This window comes from Streptomyces sp. SCL15-4 (assembly GCF_033366695.1).
Classification (GTDB): Bacteria; Actinomycetota; Actinomycetes; order Streptomycetales; family Streptomycetaceae; genus Streptomyces.
On record NZ_JAOBTQ010000001.1, the window covers coordinates 6,549,582 to 6,573,245 of the forward strand.

Sequence of the window (23,664 nt, forward strand, 5' to 3'; positions counted from 1 at the left end):
GCGTCCGCGGCGGCCGGGCCGTCGGCGATGATGTCCCGGTGGGGCCCATGGCCCGGGAATGTCTGGCGCAACAAAACTATCACCGCTAGTTTGTGTGCCGGACGACGCGGACCCGCCGGGAGGACACAGCATGAAGGCACACGACGCCCTGTACATCGACGGCGCCTGGCGCCCCGCCGAGAGCCGGGACCTGATCGAGGTCGTCAACCCCGCCGACGAGCAGGTCATCGGAAAGGTCCCGGCGGGCGGCGCGCTGGACGTCGACACCGCCGTACGGGCCGCGCGCGCCGCCCTGCCCGCCTGGGCCGCCACACCCCCGGCCGAACGCGCCGCACGCCTCGCCGCCCTGCACCACGCCCTCGCCGCGCGCAAGGACGAGATCGCCGAGACGGTCACCGCCGAGCTGGGCTCACCGCTGAAGTTCTCCGAGGCCGTGCACGCGGCCGTGCCCCTCGCGGTCGCGGCCTCCTTCGCCGAACTGGCCGCGCGGCACTCCTTCGAGGAGAAGGTCGGCAACTCCACGGTCCTGCACGAGCCCATCGGCGTGGTCGGCGCCATCACCCCCTGGAACTACCCGCTCCACCAGATCGTCGCCAAGGTCGCCCCGGCCCTCGCCGCCGGCTGCACGGTCGTCCTCAAGCCCGCCGAGGACACCCCGCTCACCGCCCAGCTGTTCGCCGAGGCGGTGCACGAGGCGGGCGTGCCCGCGGGAGTGTTCAACCTGGTCACCGGCCTCGGCCCGGTCGCCGGACAGGCCCTCGCCGAGCACCCCGGCGTCGACCTGGTCTCCTTCACCGGCTCCACCGCGATCGGCCGGCAGATCGGCGCGGTGGCCGGCGCGGCCGTGAAGAAGGTCGCCCTGGAACTCGGCGGCAAGTCCGCCAACGTCATCCTGCCGAGCGCCGACCTCGCCCGTGCCGTGAACGTCGGCGTCGCCAACGTGATGTCCAACTCCGGCCAGACGTGCAGCGCCTGGACCCGCATGCTGGTCCACCGCGACCAGTACGCCGAGGCCGTCGAGCTGGCCGCCACCGCCGCCGCCAAGTACGGCGACCGCATCGGCCCGGTGGTCAGCGCCAGGCAGCAGGAACGGGTGCGCGGGTACATCGAGAAGGGCATCGCCGAGGGCGCCCGGCTGGTCGCCGGCGGCCCCGACGCCCCGCGCGAACGCGGCTACTTCGTCAGCCCCACCGTCTTCGCCGACGTCACCCCCGAGATGACGATCGCCCAGGAGGAGATCTTCGGCCCGGTCCTCACCGTCCTGCGCTACGAGGACGAGGAGGACGCCCTGCGCATCGCCAACGGCACCGTGTACGGCCTCGCCGGCGCGGTCTGGGCCGCCGACGAGACCGAGGCGGCGGCCTTCGCCCGCCGCATGGACACCGGCCAGGTCGACATTAACGGCGGCCGGTTCAACCCCCTCGCGCCCTTCGGCGGTTACAAGCAGTCCGGTGTCGGCCGGGAGCTCGGCAGCCACGGACTCGCCGAGTACCTGCAGACCAAGTCCCTCCAGTTCTAAGGAAGTCTCGCGACCATGGCCGTACGAGCCGCCGTCCTGCCCGCCGTCGGCGCCCCGCTGGAGATCACCGGCATCGAGCTGCCCGACCCCGGGCCCGGACAGGTCCGGGTCCGCCTCGCCGCCGCCGGCGTGTGCCACTCCGACCTGTCCCTGTCCAACGGCACCATGCGGGTGCCGGTCCCGGCCGTCCTCGGCCACGAGGGCGCCGGCACGGTCGTCGCCGTCGGCGAGGGCGTCACCCATGTCGCGCCCGGCAGCCCCGTGGTCCTCAACTGGGCGCCCTCCTGCGGCACCTGCCACGCCTGCGCGCTCGGCGAGGTCTGGCTCTGCGCCAACGCGCTGAACGGCTCCGCCGAGGTCTACGCCCGCACCACCGACGGCACCGAACTGCACCCGGGCCTGAACGTGGCCGCGTTCGCCGAGGAGACGGTGGTCCCAGCGTCCTGCGCGCTGCCGGTGCCGGACGGGGTGGCGCCGGCCGACGCGGCCCTCCTGGGCTGCGCGGTGCTCACCGGCTACGGCGCCGTGCACTACTCGGCGCGGGTGCGGCCCGGCGAGACGGTCGCCGTGTTCGGTGTCGGCGGGGTGGGCCTCGCCGCGCTCCAGTCGGCCCGGATCGCCGGCGCGGCCCGGATCATCGCCGTCGACGTCTCGCCCGCGAAGGAGGAACTGGCCCGCGCGGCCGGCGCCACCGACTACGTCCTCGCCTCCGACACCACGCCGCGCGAGATCCGCGCCCTGACCGGCAAGCAGGGCGTCGACGTGTCCGTGGAGTGCGTGGGCCGCGCGGTCTCCATCCGCGCCGCCTGGGAGTCCACCCGCCGGGGCGGCCGGACGACGGTCGTCGGCATCGGCGGCAAGGACCAGCAGGTCACCTTCAACGCCCTGGAACTCTTCCACTGGGGCCGCACCCTGTCGGGCTGCGTCTACGGCAACAGCGACCCGTCCCGCGACGTGCCGATCCTCGCCGACCACGTCAGGAACGGCCGCCTCGACCTCTCCGTCCTGGTCACCGACCGCATCACCCTGGAGGACATCCCGGCGGCCTTCGACAACATGCTGGCGGGGAAGGGCGGCCGGGCGGTGGTGATGTTCTGAGGACGCCTCACCTCACCGCAGCGCACCGGACGGGATGCCGAGCAGGTCGGACATGACCTGCTCTCCCACGGGAGTGATCTTCACGGCCCGCCCGCTCCCGACCCGCACACACCACCCCGCCTCCAGCGCCCGCCGGCACAGCGCCGCCCCCGCCGTCCCGGCGAGATGCGGCCGGCGTTCGGTCCAGTCGAGACAGCCGCGGGCGAGCGGGCGGCGGCCGGAGAGGTCGAGCGGGATGCCGGCCGCGCCGAACCACTCCACCCCGGCGTCGGTCAGCGCGAACCCGGTGTCCTGCCGCAGCAGCCCGCGCTCGGTCAGCGCGTCGGTGACCACGATGCCCAGCCGCCCGGCGAGATGGTCGTAACACGTCCGTCCCCGGGCCATGGCGGCCCCGGCGCTCGCCTCGCGCAGCCCCCGCGGCGCACGCCGTACCTCCGCCGGAGACACCTGCGCGGCGAGATCCTCCACCAGCTGCGCCACCCGCGCGTCGGCCAGCCGTACATACCGGTGCCGCCCCTGCCGTTCCTCGGCGAGCAGCCCGCCGGCCACCAGCCGGCCCAGGTGCTCGCTCAGCGTGGAGGGAGCCACTCCGGCGTGCCGGGCCAGCTCGCCCGCCGTCCACGCCCGCCCGTCCAGCAGCGCCAGCAGGCACGCGGCCCGCGTGCGGTCGGCGATCAGTGCGGCCAGTGCGGCGAGGCCGGCGGCCCGGGGGTCTGTGGTGCTCATGGTCCCAGCATGGTGCACCGGTGTTTCGGCGGTCGCCGAAGCGTCACACCCGCGCCCGCTCGTACTGCTGCGCCAGCCCGTCCAGCAACGCGCCGAGCCCCGCCTCGAAGGCCCGCTCGTCGATCTTCTCCTGCTGCTCGGCGAGCAGATGGGCCTGCCCGAGGTGGGGATAGTCGGCCGGGTCGTACGCGCTCGCGTCGTCCACGAAGCCGCCGGCGAACGAACCGAGCGCCGAGCCCATGATGAAGTACCGCATCAGCGCGCCGATGGACGTGGCCTGCGCCGGCGGCCAGCCCGCGTCGACCATCGCGCCGTAGACCGCGTCGGCCAGCCGCAGCGCGGCCGGGCGGCGGCCGGGGCCCCGGGCGAGCACCGGGACGATGTTGGGATGGTCGCGCAGGGCGGCCCGGTAGGAGACGGCCCAGTCGTGCAGCGCGGTCCGCCAGTCGCGGCCGTCCTCGAACATCGACAGGTCGACCTGGGCGCTCACCGAGTCCGCGACGGCCTCCAGGATCTCGTCCTTGGTCCGGAAGTGGTTGTAGAGCGAGGGCCCGCTCACCCCCAGCTCGGCCGCGAGGCGCCGGGTGGAGACGGCCGCCAGGCCCTCCCGGTCCACGAGGTCCCGGGCCGTTTCGACGATCCGGTCGGGGCTGAGGAGGGGCTTGCGCGGTCGGGCCATGGCGCACATAGTAGGGCTGCGACCAGAAACTAGCAGTGCTAATTTAAATGTACGGCTTTCAAGATCCGTCGACGGATCCGTTCGGTGTGGGGTGATCTCGTGGTGAACCTGGGGCTCAGCGAGGAGCAGGCGGCCGTACGGCAGCTCGCGCGGGACTTCGTGGAGCGCGAGATCGCCCCGCACGTGGTCGCCTGGGACCGCGCCGAGGAGGTCGACCGGGGCATCGTCGAGAAGCTCGGCGACGTCGGCTTCCTGGGCCTGACCATCGACGAGGAGTACGGCGGCTCGGGCGGCGACCACCTCGCGTACTGCCTGGTCACCGAGGAGCTGGGCCGCGGCGACTCCTCCGTGCGCGGCATCGTGTCCGTCTCCCTCGGCCTCGTCGCCAAGACGATCGCGGCCTGGGGCACCGAGGAGCAGAAGCGGCGCTGGCTGCCCGGGCTGACCGCGGGCGAGTACGTCGGCTGCTTCGGCCTCACCGAGCCCGGCACCGGCTCCGACGCGGGCAGCCTCACCACCCGAGCCGTGCGCGACGGCGACGACTACGTGGTCAACGGCACCAAGATGTTCATCACCAACGGCACCTGGGCGGACGTCGTCCTGCTCTTCGCCCGCTCCACCGACGCCCCGGGCCACAAGGGCGTCTCCGCCTTCCTGATCCCGACCGACACGCCCGGCCTGACCCGCCGCACCGTCCACGGCAAGCTGGGCCTGCGCGGCCAGGCCACCGCCGAACTGGTCCTGGAGGACGTACGGGTGCCCGCGTCGGCCATGCTCGGCGCGGAGGGCAAGGGCTTCTCCGTCGCCATGTCGGCCCTCGCCAAGGGCCGGATGTCCGTGGCCGCCGGCTGTGTCGGGATAGCCCAGGCCGCGCTGGAGGCGGCCGTGGCGTACGCGGGCGAACGCGAGCAGTTCGGCACCTCCATCGCCCGCCACCAGCTGGTGCAGGAGCTGCTCAGCGACATCGCCGTGGACGTCGACGCGGCCCGGCTGCTGACCTGGCGGGTCGCCGATCTGATCGACCGCGGCGAGCCGTTCGCCGTGGAGTCCTCCAAGGCCAAGCTGTTCGCCTCCGAGGCCGCCGTCCGCGCCGCCAACAACGCCCTCCAGGTCTTCGGCGGCTACGGCTACATCGACGAGTACCCGGTCGGCAAACTCCTGCGCGACGCCCGCGTGATGACCCTCTACGAAGGCACCAGCCAGATCCAGAAGCTGCTCATCGGGCGGGCCCTGACCGGGGTCTCGGCGTTCTGAGTACCGTCTGAGTAGTTCGGCGGATGTGCCGCGGGACGCGTCCGCCGATGCTGGGGCCATGAGCGACACACCGGTCAGACAGCAGAGTACGACCGCCTTCTACGGCCAGGCCGTGGCCTCCTTCGCGGTCGCCATGGCGGCCACCGGCATCGGCATCCTCCGGCTGGAGGCGAGTGCCTGGGTCCGCGGCTTCCTGGCGATCGCCGTCCTGTACCTCGTCACCTCCGCCTTCACCCTCGCCAAGGTGATCCGCGACCGGCAGGAGGCCGGGCAGCTCGTCAGCCGGGTCGACCAGGCCCGGCTGGAGAAGCTGCTCGCCGAGCACGACCCCTTCGACAAGGTCTGAGCGGCCACGCTAAGCGCCCGCTCACCGTCGGCGGTATGGTGGTGCTCCTGTCACCGAGAGGGGCGAGCGAGCGATGAGTACGGCGGAGGAGACGACCGGCGGCGAAGTGGAGCCGTGGGAAGAGGTCACCCCGGACGCGGCCCGGCGGCTGCTCGTCGCCGCCGTGGAGGCCTTCGCCGAGCGCGGCTACCACGCGACGACGACCCGTGACATCGCGGGCCGCGCCGGCATGAGCCCGGCCGCGCTGTACATCCACTACAAGACCAAGGAAGAGCTGCTCCACCGGATCAGCCGGATCGGCCACGACAAGGCCCTCGGCATCCTGCGCACCGCGGCCCGCCGCGAGGGCACCGCCAAGGAGCGGCTGGCCGACGCGGTCGGCTCCTTCGTCCGCTGGCACGCGGGACGGCGCACCACCGCCCGGGTCGTGCAGTACGAGCTGGACGCCCTCGGCCCCGACGCCCGCGCGGAGATCGTCGCGCTGCGCCGCCAGGTGGACGCCGAGGTGCGGCGGATCATCGAGGAGGGCGTGGCCGCCGGCGAGTTCGACGTCCTGGACGTCAAGGGCACCACGCTCGCCGTGCTGTCGCTGTGCATCGACGTGGCCCGCTGGTTCAACGTGGACGGCCCGCGCACCCCCGAGGAGGTCGGCGCGCTCTACGCCGACCTCGTCCTGCGCATGGTCGGGGCCCGCTAGGGCCTGCGGGCTACAGGTAGTAGCGGGACACCGACTCCGCGACGCACACCGGCTTGTCGCCGCCCTCGCGCTCCACGGTGAACGCGACCGTCACCTGCACACCGCCGGTGACGTCCTCGACACCGGTGATCGTCGCGGTGGCGCGCAGCCGGGAGCCGACGGGGACGGGGGAGGGGAAACGGACCTTGTTCGTCCCGTAGTTGACGCCCATCTTCACGCCCTCGACCCGGATGAGCTGCGGCCCGAACAACGGCAGCAGCGACAGGGTGAGATAGCCGTGCGCGATGGTGGTCCCGAACGGCCCGGCGGCGGCCTTCTCCGGGTCCACGTGAATCCACTGGTGGTCCCCGGTCGCCTCGGCGAACAGGTCGATCCGCTTCTGGTCGACGTCCAGCCAGTCGGTGTACCCCAGCTGCTCGCCCACGGCCGCCCGCAGCTCGTCGGGGGAGGTGAAGGTCCTCGGTTCTGCCATGTTCCCGGCCTCTCGCTCGCATCTCTAAGCAACTGCTTAGCATGGTCGGGCGGCGGAGCGATGTCAACGGACGCGCGGCCGGTGGGACGGAGGGTCTCTGTAATCTCTGAGGGGTGCCCCAGATTCCCGAGAAGATCCACGAGCTGACCGTCGGCCAACTGTCCGCGCGCAGCGGAGCCGCGGTGTCCGCGCTGCACTTCTACGAGTCCAAAGGCCTGATCTCCAGCCGGCGCACCTCCGGCAACCAGCGCCGGTACAGCCGCGACACCCTGCGCCGGGTCGCCTTCGTCCGCGCGGCGCAGCGGGTCGGCATCCCCCTGGCCACGATCCGCGAGGCCCTGGCCGAACTCCCGGAGGGGCGCACGCCGACCAGGGAGGACTGGGCACGGCTGTCGGAGAAGTGGCGCGCGGAGCTGGAGGCGCGGATCCAGCAGCTGAACCGGCTGCGCGACCAGCTCACCGACTGCATCGGATGCGGCTGCCTGTCGCTGAAGACCTGCGCCCTTTCCAACCCGGACGACGTGTTCGGCGACCGGCTGACGGGGTCCCGGCTCATGGCGGAACGCCGCTGACGCGCCGCGCGCCCGTCAGCCAGTCCTCCGTACGGCCACGCCCTCCCGCGGACGCGGCCCGCGTCCGGACATCGACCCCGCGTACCCGAAGGCACGGCACTCCCGGGATCACGAGCCGGGTCTCGTCGCTCTCGGCTCTCCGCACGGGAAACGCTGGTTGCCGTCGTCCTCTCCGCCGCCGGTCCCGGCCCCGGCCCGGGACGCGCGCCGGAGCCGGGCCGCTTCGGCCGTCGCCTCCGCCACCAGCCGGGCGTTGGTCCCGGCCCGCCGTCCGTCGGGCAGCAGCAAGGTGTCCTCCAGGCCGATCCGGGTGGCCAGGCCCCGCCGCAGCGCGAGCCGCAGCACCGGCCAGGTGCCGCCCTCCTCGCCGTGCAGCAGCACCGGACGGCCGTGCGCCGGCCCCAGCTCCGCCAGCAGCGCCCGCGCCGACGCCTCGGCGGTCGCCGGGTCCGGGTCGGTCACCTCGGCCAGCACCCGCAGCACCGCCGGTCCGAGCGGCGAGACCGCGAACCGGCCCGCTCCTCCGGTACCGGACCAGAGGCCCGCCTCCACGCCCACGCCCCGGGCGAGCAGTTCCGCCGCGACCTCCTCGGCGCCCGGTTCATGCCAGTTGACCGAGGCGAAGTCGGGCAGCACCGACCAGGAGCGCACCCGGTCGAGCCGGGCCGCCGGACCGGGCTCCGTCCAGGCGCCGGTGGTCACCCCGACCGGCACCGCCACCCGCGCCCGTATCGCCTCCAGTGCCGGGCCGACGACGCGCGGCGAGAGACTCTCGCGCCCGCACGGTGTCCTGGGATGGACATGCACCGAGGTGGCGCCCGCCGCCACGGCCTCGGCGGCGGAACGGGCCAGCTCCGGCGGGGACATGGGGACGCCCGTGCCGTCGGCGGCCGACCGGCGTCCGTTGAGACACACCTGCACCATGACCCGATGGTGCCAGGCGTCACCGACAACGGTCCGAGGACGCTTCCCGGCTTCCGGCCGGGCCTCGCGCGGAAGGGGTGCGGCATCCCCTGCGCACCCCCGCGCACCGCCGCTGCCGGCGGTCAGGCCGGTGTCAGCTGGCGGCCCCGGCCCGCGTGCCGCACGGCCCGGGGAGTGAGGACGGGAGAGGGGACCAGGATGCCGCAGTCCGTGCAGACCGGGCCGGACGACGGCTCGTGGTCCAGGCCGTACCTCCAGACCAGGCGCTGCCCGCCGCACACCGGGCACGACGACCCCGGCTCCCGCTCCAGCGCGGCGATCAGCCGCCGCAGCACCTCCGCCAGCGGCGCCCGCGGGTGCACGCTGGGATCGTCGCACCAGGCGACCCCGAACCCGCCCCAGGTCAGCCGGTGCCAGTCGTCCACGCTGCCCGGCCGGCGCAGCCCGTCGTGCTTCTCTCTCCTGCGGCGCTCGGTGAAGTCCGTCTCATAGGCGAGCCAGACGTCACGAGCCTCCTCCAGCTCCTCCAGCGCGGCCACCAGCCGCGCCGGATCGGGGGAGCGGTCCTCCGGGCCGAAGCCCGCCCGGGAACACAGATGGTCCCAGGTCGCCCGATGCCCGTAAGGGGCGAACTTCTCCAGGCACTTGCGCAGCGAGTACCGCCGCAGTGCCAGATCACAGTCCGGGTCGCGTACCTGTCTTGCCAGACTCCGGAAACCGGCCATCGCCCTGCACCTCCGTCACACCTGCACCTGCACTCCGGTCACTTCGGCGTCGTCGCACGGACGTCGCCGAATAGACGTATCGACAGGCGATTCGGCTCCATCTCTTCTCCGGTTCTCCCTGCGGACTCCAGAAAGTGACGCATGTTCACCTTTAAACGTGGGGATAACCGGCGGTAACGTTCGGCCACCCCAGTCGCTAGGAGCCGCCATGCCACGGCGTACCCCACGCACCGCCCCTGACGGACTGAGAACGTCCCGCCGACTTCCCGGGTTCCTGAAGACGGCGTCCATATGCGTCCTCGTCGCCGGTCTTCTCACACCCCTCACAAGGACCGCGGTGGCGGCGACCGGCGCGACGGCCCCCAACGACTACTGCGGCGGCCGGTGTTCGGACATCCTGCCGCCCGGCGAGAACGGCAACGCCACCCTCGCGCAGATCCTGCTCAACCAGGCCTTCGGCACCCAGCCCGCGCACGCCGAGGACCAGCTCGGCCCGTATGCGGGCCTCGCCACCGGCTACAAGACCCTGACCGACGCCACGGTCGACACCTTCTTCAACGACGCCTCCTTCGGCGTCCCCGCCGACCAGGTCGCCTCCGCCGAGAAGCCGGCCGGCCGCGGCGACGTGACCATCGTCCGCGACAAGAAGACCGGCGTCCCGCACGTCACCGGCACCACCCGCTACGGCACCGAGTTCGGCGCCGGATACGCGGCGGCCGAGGACCGCCTCTGGCTGATGGACGTCTTCCGGCACGTCGGACGCGGGCAGCTCACCGGCTTCGCGGGCGGCGCGCCCGCCAACCAGGGCCTGGAGCAGCAGTTCTACCGCAACGCGCCCTACACCGAGGCCGACCTCCAGGCGCAGATCGACAACGCCACCGCGCACAACGGCGCCCGCGGCCAGCAGGCCCTCGCCGACGTCAAGGCCTACCTCGACGGCATCAACGCCTACATCGACGCCTCCGACAGCGGCCGTTACTTCCCCGGCGAATACGTCCTGACCGGCCACAAGGACTCCATCACCAACGCCGGCACCATAGACCACTTCAAGCTCACCGACCTGGTGGCGCTCGCCTCCGTCATCGGCACCCTGTTCGGCTCCGGCGGCGGCGGAGAGGTCGACAACGCCCTCTCGCTGCTCGCCGCCCAGGCCCGGTACGGCGTCGAGGAGGGCACGAGGGTCTGGGAGTCCTTCCGCGAGCGCGACGACCCCGAGGCCGTCCTCACCGTGCACAACGGCGAGAGCTTCCCCTACGGCGCCAAGCCCGCCGATCCGCAGGGCGCGGCCCTGCCCGACGCCGGCTCGGTGACCGCCGAACCACTCGTGTACGACCGCACCGGCAGCGCCGCCACCGCGAGCGCCGCGCGGACCTCGGCCACCGCGGCCGGGACCGGGCTTGGCTCCGCCCGGCGCGGCATGTCCAACGCCCTGGTGGTGAGCGGCAAGCACACCGCGAGCGGCCACCCGATCGCCGTCTTCGGCCCGCAGACCGGCTACTTCGCCCCGCAGCTGCTGCTGCTCCAGGAGATCCAGGGCCCCGGCATCAGCGCCCGCGGCGCCTCCTTCGCCGGCCTGAGCATGTACGTCGAACTCGGCCGCGGCCAGGACTACGCCTGGAGCGCCACCACCTCCGGCCAGGACATCATCGACACCTACGCGGTCGAGCTGTGCCAGGACGACTATCACTACCTGCTCCGCGGCACCTGCACCGCCATGGAGAAGGTCGAGCAGAAGAACGCCTGGAAGCCCACCGTGGCCGACGGCACGGCCGCCGGGTCGTACACCATGCGCGTCTGGCGCACCGCGTACGGACCGGTGGCCTACCGGGCGACGGTCGGCGGCAAGAAGGTCGCCTACGCCACCCTGCGCTCCTCCTACCTGCACGAGGCCGACTCCATCATCGGCTTCCAGATGCTCAACGACCCCGACTACGTCAAGGGCCCGCAGGACTTCCAGAGCGCGGCCCAGCACATCAACTACACCTTCAACTGGTTCTACGCCGACTCCGCGCACACCGCGTACTACAACAGCGGGGACAACCCGGTCCGGGCCGCCGGGGTCGACGCCGACTTCCCGGTGTGGGCGCGACCCGCCTACGAGTGGCGCGGCTGGAACCCGGCCGGCAACACCGCCGACTACACCCCGGCCTCCGCCCACCCGAACTCCGTCGACCAGGACTACTACATCTCCTGGAACAACAAGCAGGCGAAGGACTACGCCGCCGCGCCCTGGGGCGAGGGCTCGGTGCACCGCGGCAACCTGCTGGAGGACCGGGTGAAGAAGCTCGTCGCGGCCGGCGGGGTGACCCGGGCCGGGCTCACCGGGGCCATGGCCGACGCGGGCCTCGCCGACCTGCGCGCCGAGGACGTCCTGCCCAGGCTGCTCAAGGTCGTCACCTCCGCGCCGGTCACCGACCCCGCGGCCGCCGCGGCGGTGAACAAGCTCCAGGCGTGGGTGACCGCGGGCGCCCGGCGCGCCGAGACCTCGGCCGGCTCGAAGACCTACGCCGACGCCGACGCGATCCGCGTCCTGGACGCCTGGTGGCCGCTGCTGGTCAAGGCCGAGTTCGAACCCGGCCTCGGCACCGGCCTGTACACCGCGTTCACCCGCAACCTGCCCGTGGACGAGGCCCCGTCCGCCGGACACGGCCCGACCGGCTCGCACGCCGGCAGCGCCTTCCAGTACGGCTGGTGGTCCTACGTCGACAAGGACATCCGGGCGGTGCTCGGGGAGCCCGTACGGGGCCCGCTGGCGCGCACGTACTGCGGTGACGGCAGCCTCGCCGCCTGCCGCGACCTGCTGACCGGCACCCTGAAGCAGGCGGCCGCACTGACCGCCGCCCAGGTCTACCCCGGCGACGACCAGTGCGCGGCGGGCGACCAGTGGTGCGCCGACTCCATCGTCCAGCGCACCCTGGGCGGCATCAAGCACGGCCGGATCGGCTGGCAGAACCGGCCGACCTACCAGCAGGTCGTGGAGTTCGCCTCCCACCGCTGAGCCGGCCGGGACGCCGGAGGCGGCGGGTCAGGCGATCCGGCCCGCCGCCAGCACCAGCCGCGCCAGTTCGGGGTGCACGATGTCGCTGTGCGCCCCGACCGGCGCGCCTCCGCGCCGGACCACGGCCGACGCGTCCACGTTCACACAGCCCGACGCCGGCAGCTCCCCGCCGAGGGCCGCCGCCAGGTCCAACCGGGCGGTGTCCGGCACCGCCTGCACCCCGTCGTGCCCCAGGGCGCCCCAGCGCCGGCCCAGCACGGCCGCGATCTCGTTCCCGGTGCAGGAGCGGTCGTCCCCGGCGAGCCGCGAGGCCAGCGGATAGATCGTGCCGAGGGCCGTGTCGAAGTGCGAGTGGCTGCACACCACGGGTCCGTCGACGCGCCGCTGAGCGTCCTTCAGCGCCCCCGACCGGTCCGCCGCGTGCGGCAGCCGGGCCGCGAACACATAGTGCGAGAACGCCCCTTGGAGCACGGTCACCGACTTCACCGTGCGCACCGGTCCGGGCAGCCCGCGCAGCGCGAACGCCACCAGCCGGCCGCCGAAGCTGTGCCCCACCAGATGCACCCGCACCCCGGGCGCCGCCTTCGCCAGCCGCCCGAGCAGCGGCCCGAGCCCGTGCTCGCCGACCGTGCCGGCCCGCCGCTTCATCTGGTAGTACGTCGCCTGCCGCAGCAGCTCCTTCGCCCCGTCCCACGGGTCCGGCAGACCGAACGCGGCGCTGTCCGCGGCCGGTTCGAGCGCGGCCAGCGCCTCGGCGAACTGCTCGCAGGCGGTCACCGGATCGCAGGTGAACACGGCGGGCTCGCCGGCCTCGTCCGTGTCGGCCACCGTCTGCCGTCCGTCCGGCTCCGGCAGCAGCCGCACCAGCCGCCCGAACTCCGCCGTGCCCTCGTCGCCGGCCGGCCGCTCGTCCAGCAGCCGGGCCAGCCGGTCCAGCACGGCCGTCCGGCCCGGGAAGGTCTTCGACAGCGCGCGCCGGGTCTCCTCGTCCAGTGCCGAGCGGGGCGCCGCCCCGGCCGCCGGGGACCGCGGGAAGTCGGGGATCGGCTCGTCGCCGAACCGCATCGACGGCCAGATCACCCCGGCGTACCCGATCCGGGCCTTCGGCGCCAGCTTCGGGACGGGCGCGAAGAACCGCCGGTACAGCGCGGTCGCGTCCGAACGGTCGTTGTTCCAGCCGTGCGAGAAGACGATCAGGTCCCGGACGCCGCGCTCGGCGACCTGCGTCAGCAGCCGGTCGCGTTCGGAGCCGTCCACGTCCCCGTCGGCGTCGAAGGTCAGCTCCCAGTAGGGAGTCACGCTCATCCCAGGATCCGCCATGCCGGGCTCCCTCGCCCCGAAAAACGTGCTACTTGTACAGGAGATACCCCTTTCGCACCCGCCGGAACGCGGCCAGCTCCTCCTGCCAGGCGCCCGTCACCTCGTCGGTGTCCGCCCCCGCGTCGATCATCGTGCGCACCCGGTCCGAGCCGGTGAGCCTGTCGATCCAGTGGTCGGACCGCCAGGCGAACCCGTCCCACGCCTTCCTGGCCGTCACCAGCAGCGCGATCCCGGTGCGTACGGGGTCGAAGGCGGCCCGGTCGGTCACGTGGATCTGCACCCCGCCGACGGTCTTCCCCTGGAACTTGGAGAACGTGGGCGCGAAATACGCCTCCCGGAACCGCACGCCCGGCAGCCCCAGCCCGTTCACGGCGGCGGCCCAGCGCCCGTCCACGCCCTCGGCGCCGAGCAGTTCGAAGGGCCGGGTCGTGCCGCGCCCCTCGGAGAGGTTGGTGCCCTCGAACAGACACGTCCCCGAGTACACCAACGCCGTGTCCGGTGTCGGCATGTTGGGGCTCGGCGGCACCCAGGGCAGGCCCGAGGCGTCGTGGAACGCGGTCCGTCTCCAGCCCGTCATGCGTACGGTCTCCAGCTCGACCGGTGTGTCCAGGAACTCGCCGTTGAACAGGCCGGCCAGCTCCGCGACCGTCATGCCGTGCGCCTGCGCGATCGGGCGCCGGCCGACGAAGCTGGCGAACTCCTCGTGCAGCACCGGGCCCTCGGCCGCGCGGCCGGTCACCGGGTTCGGGCGGTCCAGCACGACGAAGCGCTTGCCGGCGAGCGCCGCCGCCTCCATGCAGTCGTACAGGGTCCAGATGTACGTGTAGAAGCGGGCGCCGACGTCCTGGATGTCGAAGACGACCGTGTCCACGCCGGACGCGGTGAAGATGTCGGCGAGCGACCGGCCGCTCTTCAGGTACGTGTCGTACACCGGCAGGCCGGTCGCCGGGTCGTCGTGGCGTCCCTCCGAGCCGCCGGCCTGCGCGGTGCCGCGGAAGCCGTGCTCCGGGCCGAAGACCGCGGTCAGCTCGACCCGGGGGTCCCGGTGCATCACGTCGACGATGTGCTCGGTGGTCCTGGTGATGCCGGTGGGATTGGTGACGATGCCCGCCTTCCGGCCGGAGAGGAGCGCGTAGCCGTCGGCGGCGAGGTTCTCGAAGCCGGTGCGGACAGGGCCGCGGTGGTGGTGTCGCATCGGAGTGGCCGCCAGTGCGGTCGAGGCGAGCAGGTTTCTTCGGGACAGGTCCATGAGTCCTCCAGTCACCTAGAGGTTGGCGCGGTCACCCTTTCTTTTACACATACCGACTGGTTAGTCTGGCGTCGCTGAGCCGAGTCGCGTCGTGTCGTGCCGAAGGAGACCGAGGGTGGAAGCCGTGCGGGATGCGGGAGTGGTGGTCACCGGAGCCGGTGGGGGGATCGGGGCCGCGCTGGCCCGGCGGTTCGCCGCCGGGGGGGCCCGGGTCGTGGTGAACGACCTGGACGCGGCGAAGGCGAAGGCGGTGGCCGACGAGATCGGCGGCATCGCCGTGCCCGGCGACGCCTCCGGCGTCGTCACCGAGGCGCGGGACGCCCTCGGCGGCACGGTGGACGTCTACTGCGCCAACGCCGGCGTCGCCTTCGAGGACGGCGACCTCACCGCCCTGGACGAGCACACCTGGGCGACGTCCTGGGAGGTCAACCTGATGGCCCACGTCCGCGCCGCCCACGCGCTGCTGCCCGGCTGGCTGGAGCGCGGCGCCGGACGGTTCGTCTCCACCGTCTCCGCCGCCGGACTGCTCACCATGATCGGCGCCCCCTCCTACAGCGTGACCAAGCACGGCGCCTACTCCTTCGCCGAGTGGCTGTCCCTGACCTACCGCCACCGGGGCGTCAAGGTGCACGCCATCTGCCCGCAGGGCGTCCGCACCGACATGCTGGCCGCCACCGGCAGCGCGGGCGACCTGGTGCTGCGGCCCACCGCCATCGAACCGGAGGCCGTGGCCGACGCACTGCTGAAGGGCATCGAGGAGGACCGCTTCCTGATCCTGCCGCACCCCGAGGTCGCCGGTTTCTACCAGGCGCGGGCCGGCGAGCCCGAACGCTGGCTCGCCACCATGAACCACATCCAGCAGAAGTGGGAGGCCGCCCGGTGACCGCCTCCCCCTACGCCGCCCGTCCCTGGCTCGCGCTGCTGACCGACGCCCAGCGCGCCCCGCTCGACCCCGCCGACTCCCTCGTGCACGCCCTCGGCACCGCCGTCGCCGAGCATCCGGGCCGCACCTTCCTGACCTACTTCGACGGCCGCCTGAGCTACCGCGAGACCGACGAGCTGACCGACTCCGTCGCCGCCCACCTCGCCGCGCGCGGACTCCGGCGCGGCGACCGGGTGGCCGTACTGCTGCAGAACTCGCCGCACTTCGTGCTGGCCGTGCTCGGGGCCTGGAAGGCGGGCGGCACCGTCGTCCCGGTCAACCCCATGTACAAGTCGGCCGAGGTCGCGCACGTCCTGCGGGACGGCGAGGTGACCGCGCTGATCTGCTCCGACCGGGCCTGGGAGACGTACCTGCGGCAGACCGCCGACGGCTCTCCGGTGCGGATCGTGCTCACCGCCTGCGAGCGGGACCTCCAGACCCGGGACGACCCGCGCGTGCTGGCCTTCGAGCGGCTGCCCCAGCCCCCGGACGCCGACGACCTGACGGCCGTCGCCCGGCAGGGCGGCCGGGCCCCCGAGGGCCGGCTGCCGCGCCCGCAGGACATCGCGCTGATCAGCTACACCTCCGGCACCAGCGGCACCCCCAAGGGCGCCACCAACACCCACGCCAACATCATGTACAACGCCGAGCGGCAGAGCACCGGCCTCCCGCTGCCCGACGCGCCCGTCTACTACGCGCTCGCCCCGCTGTTCCACATCACCGGCATGGTCTGCCAGCTCGGCGCCTGCCTGAACAGCGCCGGCACCCTGGTGCTCACCTACCGCTTCGACCCCGGCGTCGTTCTGGACGCCTTCGCCGAGCACCGCCCGCACTACACCGTCGGCCCCGCCACCGCCTACATGGCGCTCGCCGCCCACCCGGACGTCACCCGCGACCACTTCGCCTCCTTCACCCAGCTGTCCTCCGGCGGCGCCCCGGTGCCGCCGGCCCTGGTGGAGCGGTTCCGCGAGCGCTTCGGGCCGTACCTGTGCGTCGGCTACGGCCTCACCGAGTGCACCGCCCCCTGCGCGTCCGTCCCGCCCCACCTCGAAGCGCCCGTGGACCCGGTCTCCGGCACCCTCTCCGTCGGCCTGCCCGGCGCCGACACCCTCGTGCGGATCCTGGACGACCAGGGCGCCGAGGTGCCCATCGGGGAGCACGGGGAGATCGCCGTACGCGGGCCGCAGGTGGTGCCCGGCTACTGGCGGCGGCCCGACGCCACCGCCGAGACCTTCCCGGACGGCGAACTGCGCACCGGCGACATCGGCTTCATGGACGAGCAGGGCTGGCTGTACGTCGTGGACCGCAAGAAGGACATGATCAACGCGTCCGGCTTCAAGGTGTGGCCGCGCGAGGTCGAGGACGTCCTCTACACGCACCCGGCGGTGCGGGAGGCGGCCGTCGTCGGAGTGCCCGACGGATACCGCGGCGAGACCGTCAAGGCCTACATCAGCCTCCGTCCGGGCGCCGAGGCGGCCCCGGGTGACCTGGCCGCGTACTGCAAGGAGAGACTGGCCGCCTACAAGTACCCGCGTCAGGTGGAGATCCTGCCCGAGTTGCCCAAGACGGCGAGTGGGAAGATCCTCCGTCGGGAACTGCGTTCCCGGAACACCGACTGAACATCACGGAAAGGCAGGTGGCGGCAGTGCCCAGGACCACGGACGGAGACGGTACGCCCGTCCCGCAGCGGCTGCTGGCCGCCGCCACCCGGCTCTTCGCCGAGCAGGGATACGACCGCACCTCCGTCCAGGAGATCGTGGAGGCGGCCGGCGTCACCAAGGGCGCGCTGTACCACTACTTCGGCTCCAAGGACGATCTGCTGCACGAGGTGTACGCGCGGGTGCTGCGCCTCCAGCAGGAGCGGCTGGACACCTACGCGAACGCCGACGAGCCGGTGGAGAAGCGGCTCAGGGACGCGGCGGCCGACGTGGTCGTCACCACGATCGAGAACCTCGACGACGCGTCGATCTTCTTCCGGTCCATGCACCACCTCAGCCCGGAGAAGAACAAGCAGGTCCGCGCCGAGCGCCGGCGCTACCACGAACGCTTCCGCGCGCTCGTCGAGGAAGGCCAGAAAGAGGGCGTCTTCTCCACGGCGACCCCGGCCGACCTGGTGGTGGACTACCACTTCGGCTCCGTCCACCACCTGTCGACGTGGTACCGCCCCAACGGCCCCCTCACCCCCCAGCAGGTCGCCGACCACCTCGCCGACCTGCTGCTGCGGGCCCTGCGGCCCTGAGACCGGGCGCCCGGGGCCGGCGCCTAACCGATGATCTCCTTGAAGAACAGCACCCCGGAGACGGCGGCGCCGGCGCCCGCGCTCACCGCGACCGGCCAGGCGCTGCCGGCCAGCGCGGCCAGGACGGCCGCCCCGACGCCGGCCAGCGCGGCCAGCAGGAACACGATGGCGGCGCGCTGGGTCAGGAGCGGCCCGTCCCCGCCGGGCCGCCCGGGATCGGCCTGGGACACCGCGCCACTCCTCACCGGGCCTTGCCGGCCGGGACCGGCTCCTGCTCCGGCTCCTGCTCCACCACGCCGTCCCGGTCCGTCAGCCGCCACGGGTCCTCGGCGGCCCGCACGGGCGTGAACTCCACCCGGCCGGCCGCGTCCGTCCGGACGCCGTGCACGGCCGGCTCGGGCAGGCTGTTGTAGCGGAACGGCGTGGAGAAGTAGTAGGCGCCGGTGTCCGGCACCACGACCAGGTCGCCCGGCCGCAGCGGCGGCAGCGCCCGGTCCCGGGCCAGCAGGTCGCCCGCGAAGCAGGCCGGGCCGGCGATGTCCTGCCGGACGGGCCGTCCGCGCAGGGCGGCTCCGTCCGGGTCGTGCGCCTCGATGCGCAGCGGCCAGGCGTCGGGGCCGAACACCGTCCGGGTGGCGACCTGCACCCCGGCGTGCGTCACGGCGATCGGCCGGCCCCCGGCGCTCTTGGTGTACTCGACGTACGCGGCGAGGAACCCGTTCTTCGCCAGCACCGAGCGGCCGAACTCGGTGACCACCCGGTACCGGCCCGCGAACAGCCCCGGCGCGTGCGCCCGCAACTGCGCGACATAGTCGGCGAAGGCCGGGGAGACCTCGTCGTCGGCGAAATTCACGGGCAGTCCGCCGCCGATGTCGACGCCCTCCACCCGGCCCGCGCCGAACACGGCCGTCACCTGGTCGGCGAACTCCACCGCCTGCGCCACCCCGCGCGCCATGAGGTCCAGGGGGCAGCCCTGCGACCCGGTGTGGGTGTGCACCCAGGTCAGCCACGGATACGCGGCGAACGCCCGCAGCAACCGTTCCCGGTTGCCGGGGTCCGTCAGCGGCACACCGAACTTGGAGGTGCTCGTGGCGGTGCTCATCGCGGCGATGGCCCCGCCGCCGACCTGGCAGTTCAGCCGCACCCCGATCCGGGACGCGGAAGGGCGGTCCGCCAGCAGGGCGGCGATCCGCTCCAGCTCCTGGAAGCTGTCGGCGTTGACGGCCACGCCCAGTTCCAGCGCCAGCGCCAGCTCGGCGCGGGTCTTGGCCGGGGAGTCGAAGACGATCCGGTCGGCCGGGAACCCCGCCGCCCGCGCCCGGGCCAGCTCCCCTCCGGTCGCGACCTCGCAGCCCATCCCGAGCCGCTCCAGCTCCCGCAGCACGGGCACGAGACAGTTGGCCTTCGCGGCGAAGGCATGGGTGATGCCGGGCAGTTCGGGGGCGCCGGGAAACGCCTCGCGCAGGGCCCGGACCGTGGCCGCGACACCGTCGAGGTCCACGAAGGCGGCCAGCGGGGCCTGTTCCGGGTCGAGCAGGCCCCGCCGCACGGCCTCCCTCAGGACGTCTTCGCGGCGCGCGGCGGCACGGGACACAGCGGTCATGGTGCACCTTCCGGTGTGGGACGGCGACCCGGGGCCGTTTCCCCGGGCACACGACCAGGCTGCTCGCCGCAGCCGGGGGCCGTCTTCGTCGGTTCCGCACACGCATACCCGCCGCGACCGGGACCGCACCGGCGCGGCACACCCCCGCGCGCGGTCCCTTCGTGCGCGGCGACGAGGAACGGCCCCTTCGGTGGTGCGGGCGCACGAACGGCCGTCAGGCCCCGCCGCCCCGCCCCTGCTCCGGGTCCCCGAGAGCCAGCCGCAATTGCAGCTGCGCCAGCAGCCGCGCGTCCGGGCTGGCGAGGTCCAGCCCGGACACCGCGGTGATCCGGCCCAGCCGGTACCGCATGCTGTTGGGATGCAGCGAGAGGCTGCGCGCGGCGGCCGGCACGTCGCCGAAGTGGTCCAGGTACGCCCGCAGGGTCTCCACGAGGCGGCTGCCGGCGTGCTCGGCGTCGAACGCGGCCAGCCGCGCCACCGAGGTCCCCGGCGGCAGCTCCGCCTCCCGCAGCGCCTCCAGCACCTGGAGCACACCGATCGTGTCGGCCACGTCCTCCACCCACGCCACCGTGCGCGCGCCCCCGGTCCGGGTGAGCGCCTTCAGCGCCTGCTCGGCGCTGCGGCGCGACCGCGCGGCCCGCGCCAGCGCCGGCACCACCTCGCCCAGCCCGGCCCGCACGGGTGCGCCGGTGGCCGCCGTGAGCCGGGTGGCCAGCGCGGTGCCGAGCGCCGTGACCTGCTCGCGGGCCCGGTCCGCGTCCCGGTCCAGCGCGCTGACCAGCACCAGCGCCCGGCCGCCGGCCGGCACCACCACGATCCGGTGGCCCAGGGCCGCGCAGTGCAGGGCCAGCAGGGCGTACATCCGGGACGCTTCACCGGCCGGCTCCGGCCCGGCCGCGCCGGCCCCGGCGCCCACCGCCAGCACCGCGCAGGGCTCCCGCGCCGGCAGCGCGGCCCGCTCGGCCAGCACCTCGGCCGAACCGCGCTCCTCCAGCAGGGCGCGCGCCGCGTCCTCCACCAGCCGGCTGTCGGCGCCGCGCGTGCGGTGGTGCAGCAGATGCGGGGCGGCGGCCCGGGACGCGGCGCGCAGCGCCTCCGCCGCGTTCGGCGACAGCGGCCGGCCCGCGACCGCCGCCACCCAGACCGAGCCCAGCACCTCGCCGCCCGCGCGGACGGCGCACACCAGCCGCTCGGGGTTGTCCCCCTGGGCGCGCCGGTGCAGCACGTCGTCCGTGGTCCACAGGGCGCGGAAGAAGCCGGCGTCGCGCATCGCGGCCACCCGCCAGGCCGGCACGCGCCGCCCGAGGATCGTCAGCCGGCGCATCTCGTCCACGTTCTCCTCCGTCGAGGAGTACGCCAGTACCCGCGACTCGGTGTCCTCGATGGTCACCGAGCCGCCGACCAGGGCGGCCACCGCGTCGGCCAGCCCGTCGAGATCGCCCAGGACCAGGCCCCGGGCGGCCGGTAACGGCGGCACTCCCGCCGCGGCGAGCCCGGCCCGGAGCACCGCCACCAGCTCCTCCCACCGGTACCAGGTGCGGAACAGCACCGCCGTACCGGCCTCGTGGGCCGCCGACCGCAGGGCGCCGAGGGACCCCTCGGGGCGTTCCGGTCCGAAGACCACCCCGCAGGCCCCGGCGGCACCGGCCCGGCGCACCACGTCCACCGCCTGGGCCGACCCGGCCGCGACACCGACCGCCAGCACCAGTTCCCGGGGCCGGATCTCGGGGGCCAGCACATCGAGCACGGTGGCGCCGCCGACGGCCACGGCCGGGCCGCCGGGCGCCGTGTCCAGCTCCAGCGCCCCCGAGCCCACCACCGACAGCAGCCGTTCCAGGGTCACCCTGGGCCCGCCGGCCGCCTCCCACTCCGCGTGGTCCCGCGCCTCGGTCACGCTTCCCCCTCGTCCCGCCGGCGGCCCGGTCCCCGGCCGCTCCCGGAAGAGGTACGACACCACACACCGGGCGCGCGCTCAATGGGCTACGGCGCCACGCCCGGTGCGGGGGTCAGAGGTACTTCTTCAGCTCGCGGCGCGCCAGCGACCGCTGGTGCACCTCGTCCGGGCCGTCGGCGAGCATCAGCGTGCGGGCACTCGCGTACAGCTCGGCCAGCGGGAAGTCCTGGCTCACCCCGCCCGCGCCGTGCAGCTGGATCGCCCGGTCCAGGATGCCCACCACCGCGCGCGGAGTGGCGATCTTGATGGCCTGGATCTCGGTGTGCGCGCCCTTGTTGCCGACGGTGTCCATCAGCCAGGCCGTCTTCAGCACCAGCAGCCGCAGCTGCTCGACGGTGACCCGGGCGTCGGCGATCCAGTTCTGTACGACGCCCTGCTGGGCCAGCGCCTTGCCGAACGCCGTACGGGACACCGCCCGCCGGCACATCAGCTCGATCGCCCGCTCGGCCATGCCGATCAGCCGCATGCAGTGGTGGATCCGGCCGGGACCGAGCCGGGCCTGCGCGATGGCGAAGCCGCCGCCCTCCTCGCCGACGAGGTTCGTCACCGGCACGCGCGCGTGGTCGAAGACCACCTCGGCGTGGCCGCCGTGCGAGTGGTCCTCGTAGCCGAACACCCGCATCGCGCGCTGGACGGTGACGCCCGGGGTGTCGCGGGGGACCAGGACCATGGACTGCTGGCGGCGGATGTCGGCGCCGTCCGGGTCCGTCTTGCCCATCACGATGAAGACCGCGCAGTCCGGGTTCATCGCGCCGGAGATGTACCACTTGCGGCCGGTGACGACGTACTCGTCGCCGTCCCGCTCGATGTGCGTGGTGATGTTCGTGGCGTCGGAGGAGGCCACCTCCGGCTCGGTCATCGCGAACGCCGAGCGGATCTCGCCGGCCAGCAGCGGCTGGAGCCACCGCTTCTTCTGCTCCTCGGTGCCGAACTGCGCCAGCACCTCCATGTTCCCGGTGTCGGGCGCCGCGCAGTTGGTCGCGGTGGGCGCGAGGTGCGGTGAGCGGCCGGTGATCTCGGCGAGCGGGGCGTACTGGAGGTTGGTCAGCCCGGCGCCGTACTCGGCGTCCGGCAGGAAGAGGTTCCACAGGCCCTGCCGGCGCGCCTCGGCCTTCAGCTCCTCCACCACGGCCGGGGTGTCCCACGGCGAGGCGAGCGCGGCCCGCTGCTCCTCGGCGACCGCCTCGGCCGGATAGACGTGCTCGTCCATGAAGGCGAGCAGCCGGGCGCGCAGCTCTTCCGTACGCGCGTCGAACGCGAAGTCCATGGGGTCAGCCTTCCTGAAGGGTGGTCAGTCCGTGGTGGATGAAGACGGGAACGAGGTCGCCGATGCGGTCGAAGCCACGGCCGACCGTCTGGCCGAGCGTGTAGCGGTAGTGGATGCCCTCCAGGATCACGGCGAGCTTGAACCAGGCGAACGCCTCGTACCAGGAGACGGCCGACACGTCCCGTCCCGAGCGCTCGGCGTACCGCTCGACCAGCTCCCGGGGCGAGGGGTGTCCGGGCGCCTCGGCGGTCGTGGAGACGGGGGAGTCGGGCATGCCCAGCGGACGGCTGTACATCACCAGCAGGCCGAGGTCGGTCAGCGGGTCGCCGAGCGTGGACATCTCCCAGTCGAGGACCGCCTTGATCCTGTCGTCGTCGCCGATCAGGACGTTGTCCAGGCGGTAGTCGCCGTGCACGACGGCCGGGGCGGGGGAGGCGGGCAGGGCGCGGCCGAGCGCCGCGTGCAGCTCGTCGATGCCCGCCAGGTCGCGGTTGCGGGAGGCGTCCAGCTGCTTGCCCCAGCGGCGCAGCTGCCGGTCCAGGAAGCCCTCCGGGCGGCCGAAGTCGGCGAGCCGCACCTCCGCCGGGTCCACGGCGTGCAGGTCGACCAGCGTGTCCACCAGGGACAGCACCGCGTCGCGGGTGCGCTCCGGGCCGAGCGGGACGAGCTGGTCGGCGGTGCGGTACGGGGTGCCCTCGACGAACTCCATCACGTAGAAGGGAGCCCCGAGCACCTCCTCGTCCTCGCACAGCAGCACCGGACGCGGCACCGGCACCCGGGTGGGGTACAGGGCGCTGATCACCCGGTGTTCGCGTCTCATGTCGTGCGCGGTGGCCAGCACGTGGCCGAGCGGAGGGCGGCGGACGACCCACCGCGAGCGGGCGTCGGAGAGCGCGTAGGTGAGGTTCGACCGTCCGCCCTCGATCAGCCGTCCGGTCAGCGGACCGTGCACCAGACCGGGGCGCTCGCGGTCGAGCAGGGCGCGCAGCCGGTCCAGGTCCAGCCCGGGCGGGTGGTCGGCGCTCATACATCACTCCTAGGGACGGGTGAACAGGACCAGACTCATGATGCCGACCGGTCGGTATGCCGTCCAGTGCAGG

At 73.5% G+C, this 23,664-nt stretch carries 22 protein-coding genes; 10 read left to right on the forward strand and 12 right to left on the reverse strand.

The annotated features are described in order from the left end of the window. The first annotated feature begins 130 nt into the window (after positions 1–130). A complete protein-coding gene (locus SCK26_RS29380; protein ID WP_318204356.1) occupies positions 131–1,519 on the forward strand; it encodes an aldehyde dehydrogenase family protein in 1,389 nt (462 codons plus the stop codon). A 15-nt stretch (positions 1,520–1,534) separates the two neighbouring features. Then, positions 1,535–2,617, forward strand: coding sequence for a Zn-dependent alcohol dehydrogenase (locus tag SCK26_RS29385; protein WP_318204357.1), 1,083 nt, complete (start codon positions 1,535–1,537; stop codon positions 2,615–2,617). Positions 2,618–2,629: 12 nt separating this feature from the next. Here SCK26_RS29385 and SCK26_RS29390 read toward each other — a convergent pair whose 3' ends face one another. After that, positions 2,630–3,343 (reverse strand): winged helix-turn-helix domain-containing protein, encoded by a 714-nt coding sequence (locus SCK26_RS29390; RefSeq protein ID WP_318204358.1) that lies wholly within the window; start codon positions 3,341–3,343, stop codon positions 2,630–2,632. 43 nt (positions 3,344–3,386) lie between these two features. Beyond that, positions 3,387–4,022: a TetR/AcrR family transcriptional regulator gene (locus SCK26_RS29395; RefSeq protein ID WP_318204359.1), complete on the reverse strand. Its 636-nt coding sequence runs from the start codon at positions 4,020–4,022 to the stop codon at positions 3,387–3,389. Between the two features lie 102 nt (positions 4,023–4,124). On the opposite strand from SCK26_RS29395, the gene SCK26_RS29400 reads away from it, so the two are divergent. The 3 genes from SCK26_RS29400 (at position 4,125) to SCK26_RS29410 (ending at position 6,319) form a co-directional block, all read left to right on the forward strand. Next, complete coding sequence (locus SCK26_RS29400; protein WP_318206122.1) at positions 4,125–5,276, forward strand: acyl-CoA dehydrogenase family protein; 1,152 nt, start codon at positions 4,125–4,127, stop codon at positions 5,274–5,276. Positions 5,277–5,334: 58 nt separating this feature from the next. Continuing rightward, positions 5,335–5,622 (forward strand): YiaA/YiaB family inner membrane protein, encoded by a 288-nt coding sequence (locus tag SCK26_RS29405; RefSeq protein WP_318204360.1) that lies wholly within the window; start codon positions 5,335–5,337, stop codon positions 5,620–5,622. A 73-nt stretch (positions 5,623–5,695) separates the two neighbouring features. Beyond that, positions 5,696–6,319, forward strand: a complete 624-nt coding sequence (locus SCK26_RS29410) for a TetR/AcrR family transcriptional regulator (RefSeq protein ID WP_318204361.1) — start codon at positions 5,696–5,698, stop codon at positions 6,317–6,319. Between the two features lie 10 nt (positions 6,320–6,329). On the opposite strand, the gene SCK26_RS29415 is transcribed toward SCK26_RS29410, so the two are convergent. Continuing rightward, entirely contained in the window at positions 6,330–6,791 is a 462-nt protein-coding gene (locus SCK26_RS29415; RefSeq protein ID WP_318204362.1) for a MaoC family dehydratase, read from the reverse strand. 113 nt (positions 6,792–6,904) lie between these two features. Here SCK26_RS29415 and soxR point away from each other — a divergent pair, with 113 nt between their 5' ends. Then, positions 6,905–7,363 (forward strand): redox-sensitive transcriptional activator SoxR, encoded by a 459-nt coding sequence (gene soxR, locus SCK26_RS29420; protein WP_318204363.1) that lies wholly within the window; start codon positions 6,905–6,907, stop codon positions 7,361–7,363. Positions 7,364–7,471: 108 nt separating this feature from the next. Here the strand turns inward: soxR and SCK26_RS29425 are convergent, their stop codons facing one another. Next, the gene (locus tag SCK26_RS29425) at positions 7,472–8,287 is read right to left on the reverse strand and encodes a 3-keto-5-aminohexanoate cleavage protein (RefSeq protein ID WP_318204364.1); all 816 of its coding nucleotides are present in this window, start codon (positions 8,285–8,287) and stop codon (positions 7,472–7,474) included. Between the two features lie 122 nt (positions 8,288–8,409). Beyond that, entirely contained in the window at positions 8,410–9,012 is a 603-nt protein-coding gene (locus SCK26_RS29430; protein WP_318204365.1) for a hypothetical protein, read from the reverse strand. A gap of 208 nt (positions 9,013–9,220) precedes the next feature. Between SCK26_RS29430 and SCK26_RS29435 the strand changes: the two genes are divergently transcribed. Continuing rightward, on the forward strand, positions 9,221–12,010 hold the full coding sequence (locus SCK26_RS29435) for a penicillin acylase family protein (RefSeq protein WP_318204366.1): 2,790 nt from the start codon (positions 9,221–9,223) through the stop codon (positions 12,008–12,010). A 27-nt stretch (positions 12,011–12,037) separates the two neighbouring features. On the opposite strand, the gene SCK26_RS29440 is transcribed toward SCK26_RS29435, so the two are convergent. Together SCK26_RS29440 and SCK26_RS29445 are read right to left on the reverse strand one after the other, a co-directional pair. Beyond that, positions 12,038–13,330: a serine-threonine protein kinase gene (locus SCK26_RS29440; protein ID WP_318204367.1), complete on the reverse strand. Its 1,293-nt coding sequence runs from the start codon at positions 13,328–13,330 to the stop codon at positions 12,038–12,040. A gap of 28 nt (positions 13,331–13,358) precedes the next feature. After that, the gene (locus tag SCK26_RS29445; protein WP_318204368.1) at positions 13,359–14,579 is read right to left on the reverse strand and encodes a DUF1343 domain-containing protein; all 1,221 of its coding nucleotides are present in this window, start codon (positions 14,577–14,579) and stop codon (positions 13,359–13,361) included. A 115-nt stretch (positions 14,580–14,694) separates the two neighbouring features. Here SCK26_RS29445 and SCK26_RS29450 point away from each other — a divergent pair, with 115 nt between their 5' ends. From SCK26_RS29450 to SCK26_RS29460, 3 genes are read left to right on the forward strand one after another with little or no spacing between them, the layout of a single operon-like run. After that, on the forward strand, positions 14,695–15,462 hold the full coding sequence (locus SCK26_RS29450; protein WP_318204369.1) for an SDR family oxidoreductase: 768 nt from the start codon (positions 14,695–14,697) through the stop codon (positions 15,460–15,462). Then, positions 15,459–17,120, forward strand: a complete 1,662-nt coding sequence (locus SCK26_RS29455) for a class I adenylate-forming enzyme family protein (protein WP_318204370.1) — start codon at positions 15,459–15,461, stop codon at positions 17,118–17,120. The genes SCK26_RS29450 and SCK26_RS29455 overlap by 4 nt, the downstream gene beginning before the upstream one ends. A gap of 26 nt (positions 17,121–17,146) precedes the next feature. Next, the gene (locus SCK26_RS29460; RefSeq protein ID WP_318204371.1) at positions 17,147–17,740 is read left to right on the forward strand and encodes a TetR/AcrR family transcriptional regulator; all 594 of its coding nucleotides are present in this window, start codon (positions 17,147–17,149) and stop codon (positions 17,738–17,740) included. 23 nt (positions 17,741–17,763) lie between these two features. Here SCK26_RS29460 and SCK26_RS29465 read toward each other — a convergent pair whose 3' ends face one another. The 5 genes from SCK26_RS29465 to SCK26_RS29485 all read right to left on the reverse strand — a co-directional run bounded on the left by SCK26_RS29465 (position 17,764) and on the right by SCK26_RS29485 (position 23,591). Further along, positions 17,764–17,970, reverse strand: coding sequence for a hypothetical protein (locus SCK26_RS29465; RefSeq protein ID WP_318204372.1), 207 nt, complete (start codon positions 17,968–17,970; stop codon positions 17,764–17,766). 11 nt (positions 17,971–17,981) lie between these two features. After that, the gene (locus tag SCK26_RS29470; RefSeq protein WP_318204373.1) at positions 17,982–19,343 is read right to left on the reverse strand and encodes a diaminopimelate decarboxylase; all 1,362 of its coding nucleotides are present in this window, start codon (positions 19,341–19,343) and stop codon (positions 17,982–17,984) included. Between the two features lie 214 nt (positions 19,344–19,557). Further along, the gene (locus SCK26_RS29475) at positions 19,558–21,237 is read right to left on the reverse strand and encodes a PucR family transcriptional regulator (RefSeq protein ID WP_318204374.1); all 1,680 of its coding nucleotides are present in this window, start codon (positions 21,235–21,237) and stop codon (positions 19,558–19,560) included. Positions 21,238–21,349: 112 nt separating this feature from the next. Beyond that, on the reverse strand, positions 21,350–22,564 hold the full coding sequence (locus tag SCK26_RS29480; protein ID WP_318204375.1) for an acyl-CoA dehydrogenase family protein: 1,215 nt from the start codon (positions 22,562–22,564) through the stop codon (positions 21,350–21,352). Between the two features lie 4 nt (positions 22,565–22,568). Continuing rightward, entirely contained in the window at positions 22,569–23,591 is a 1,023-nt protein-coding gene (locus tag SCK26_RS29485; protein ID WP_318204376.1) for a phosphotransferase family protein, read from the reverse strand. Positions 23,592–23,664 lie beyond the last annotated feature (73 nt).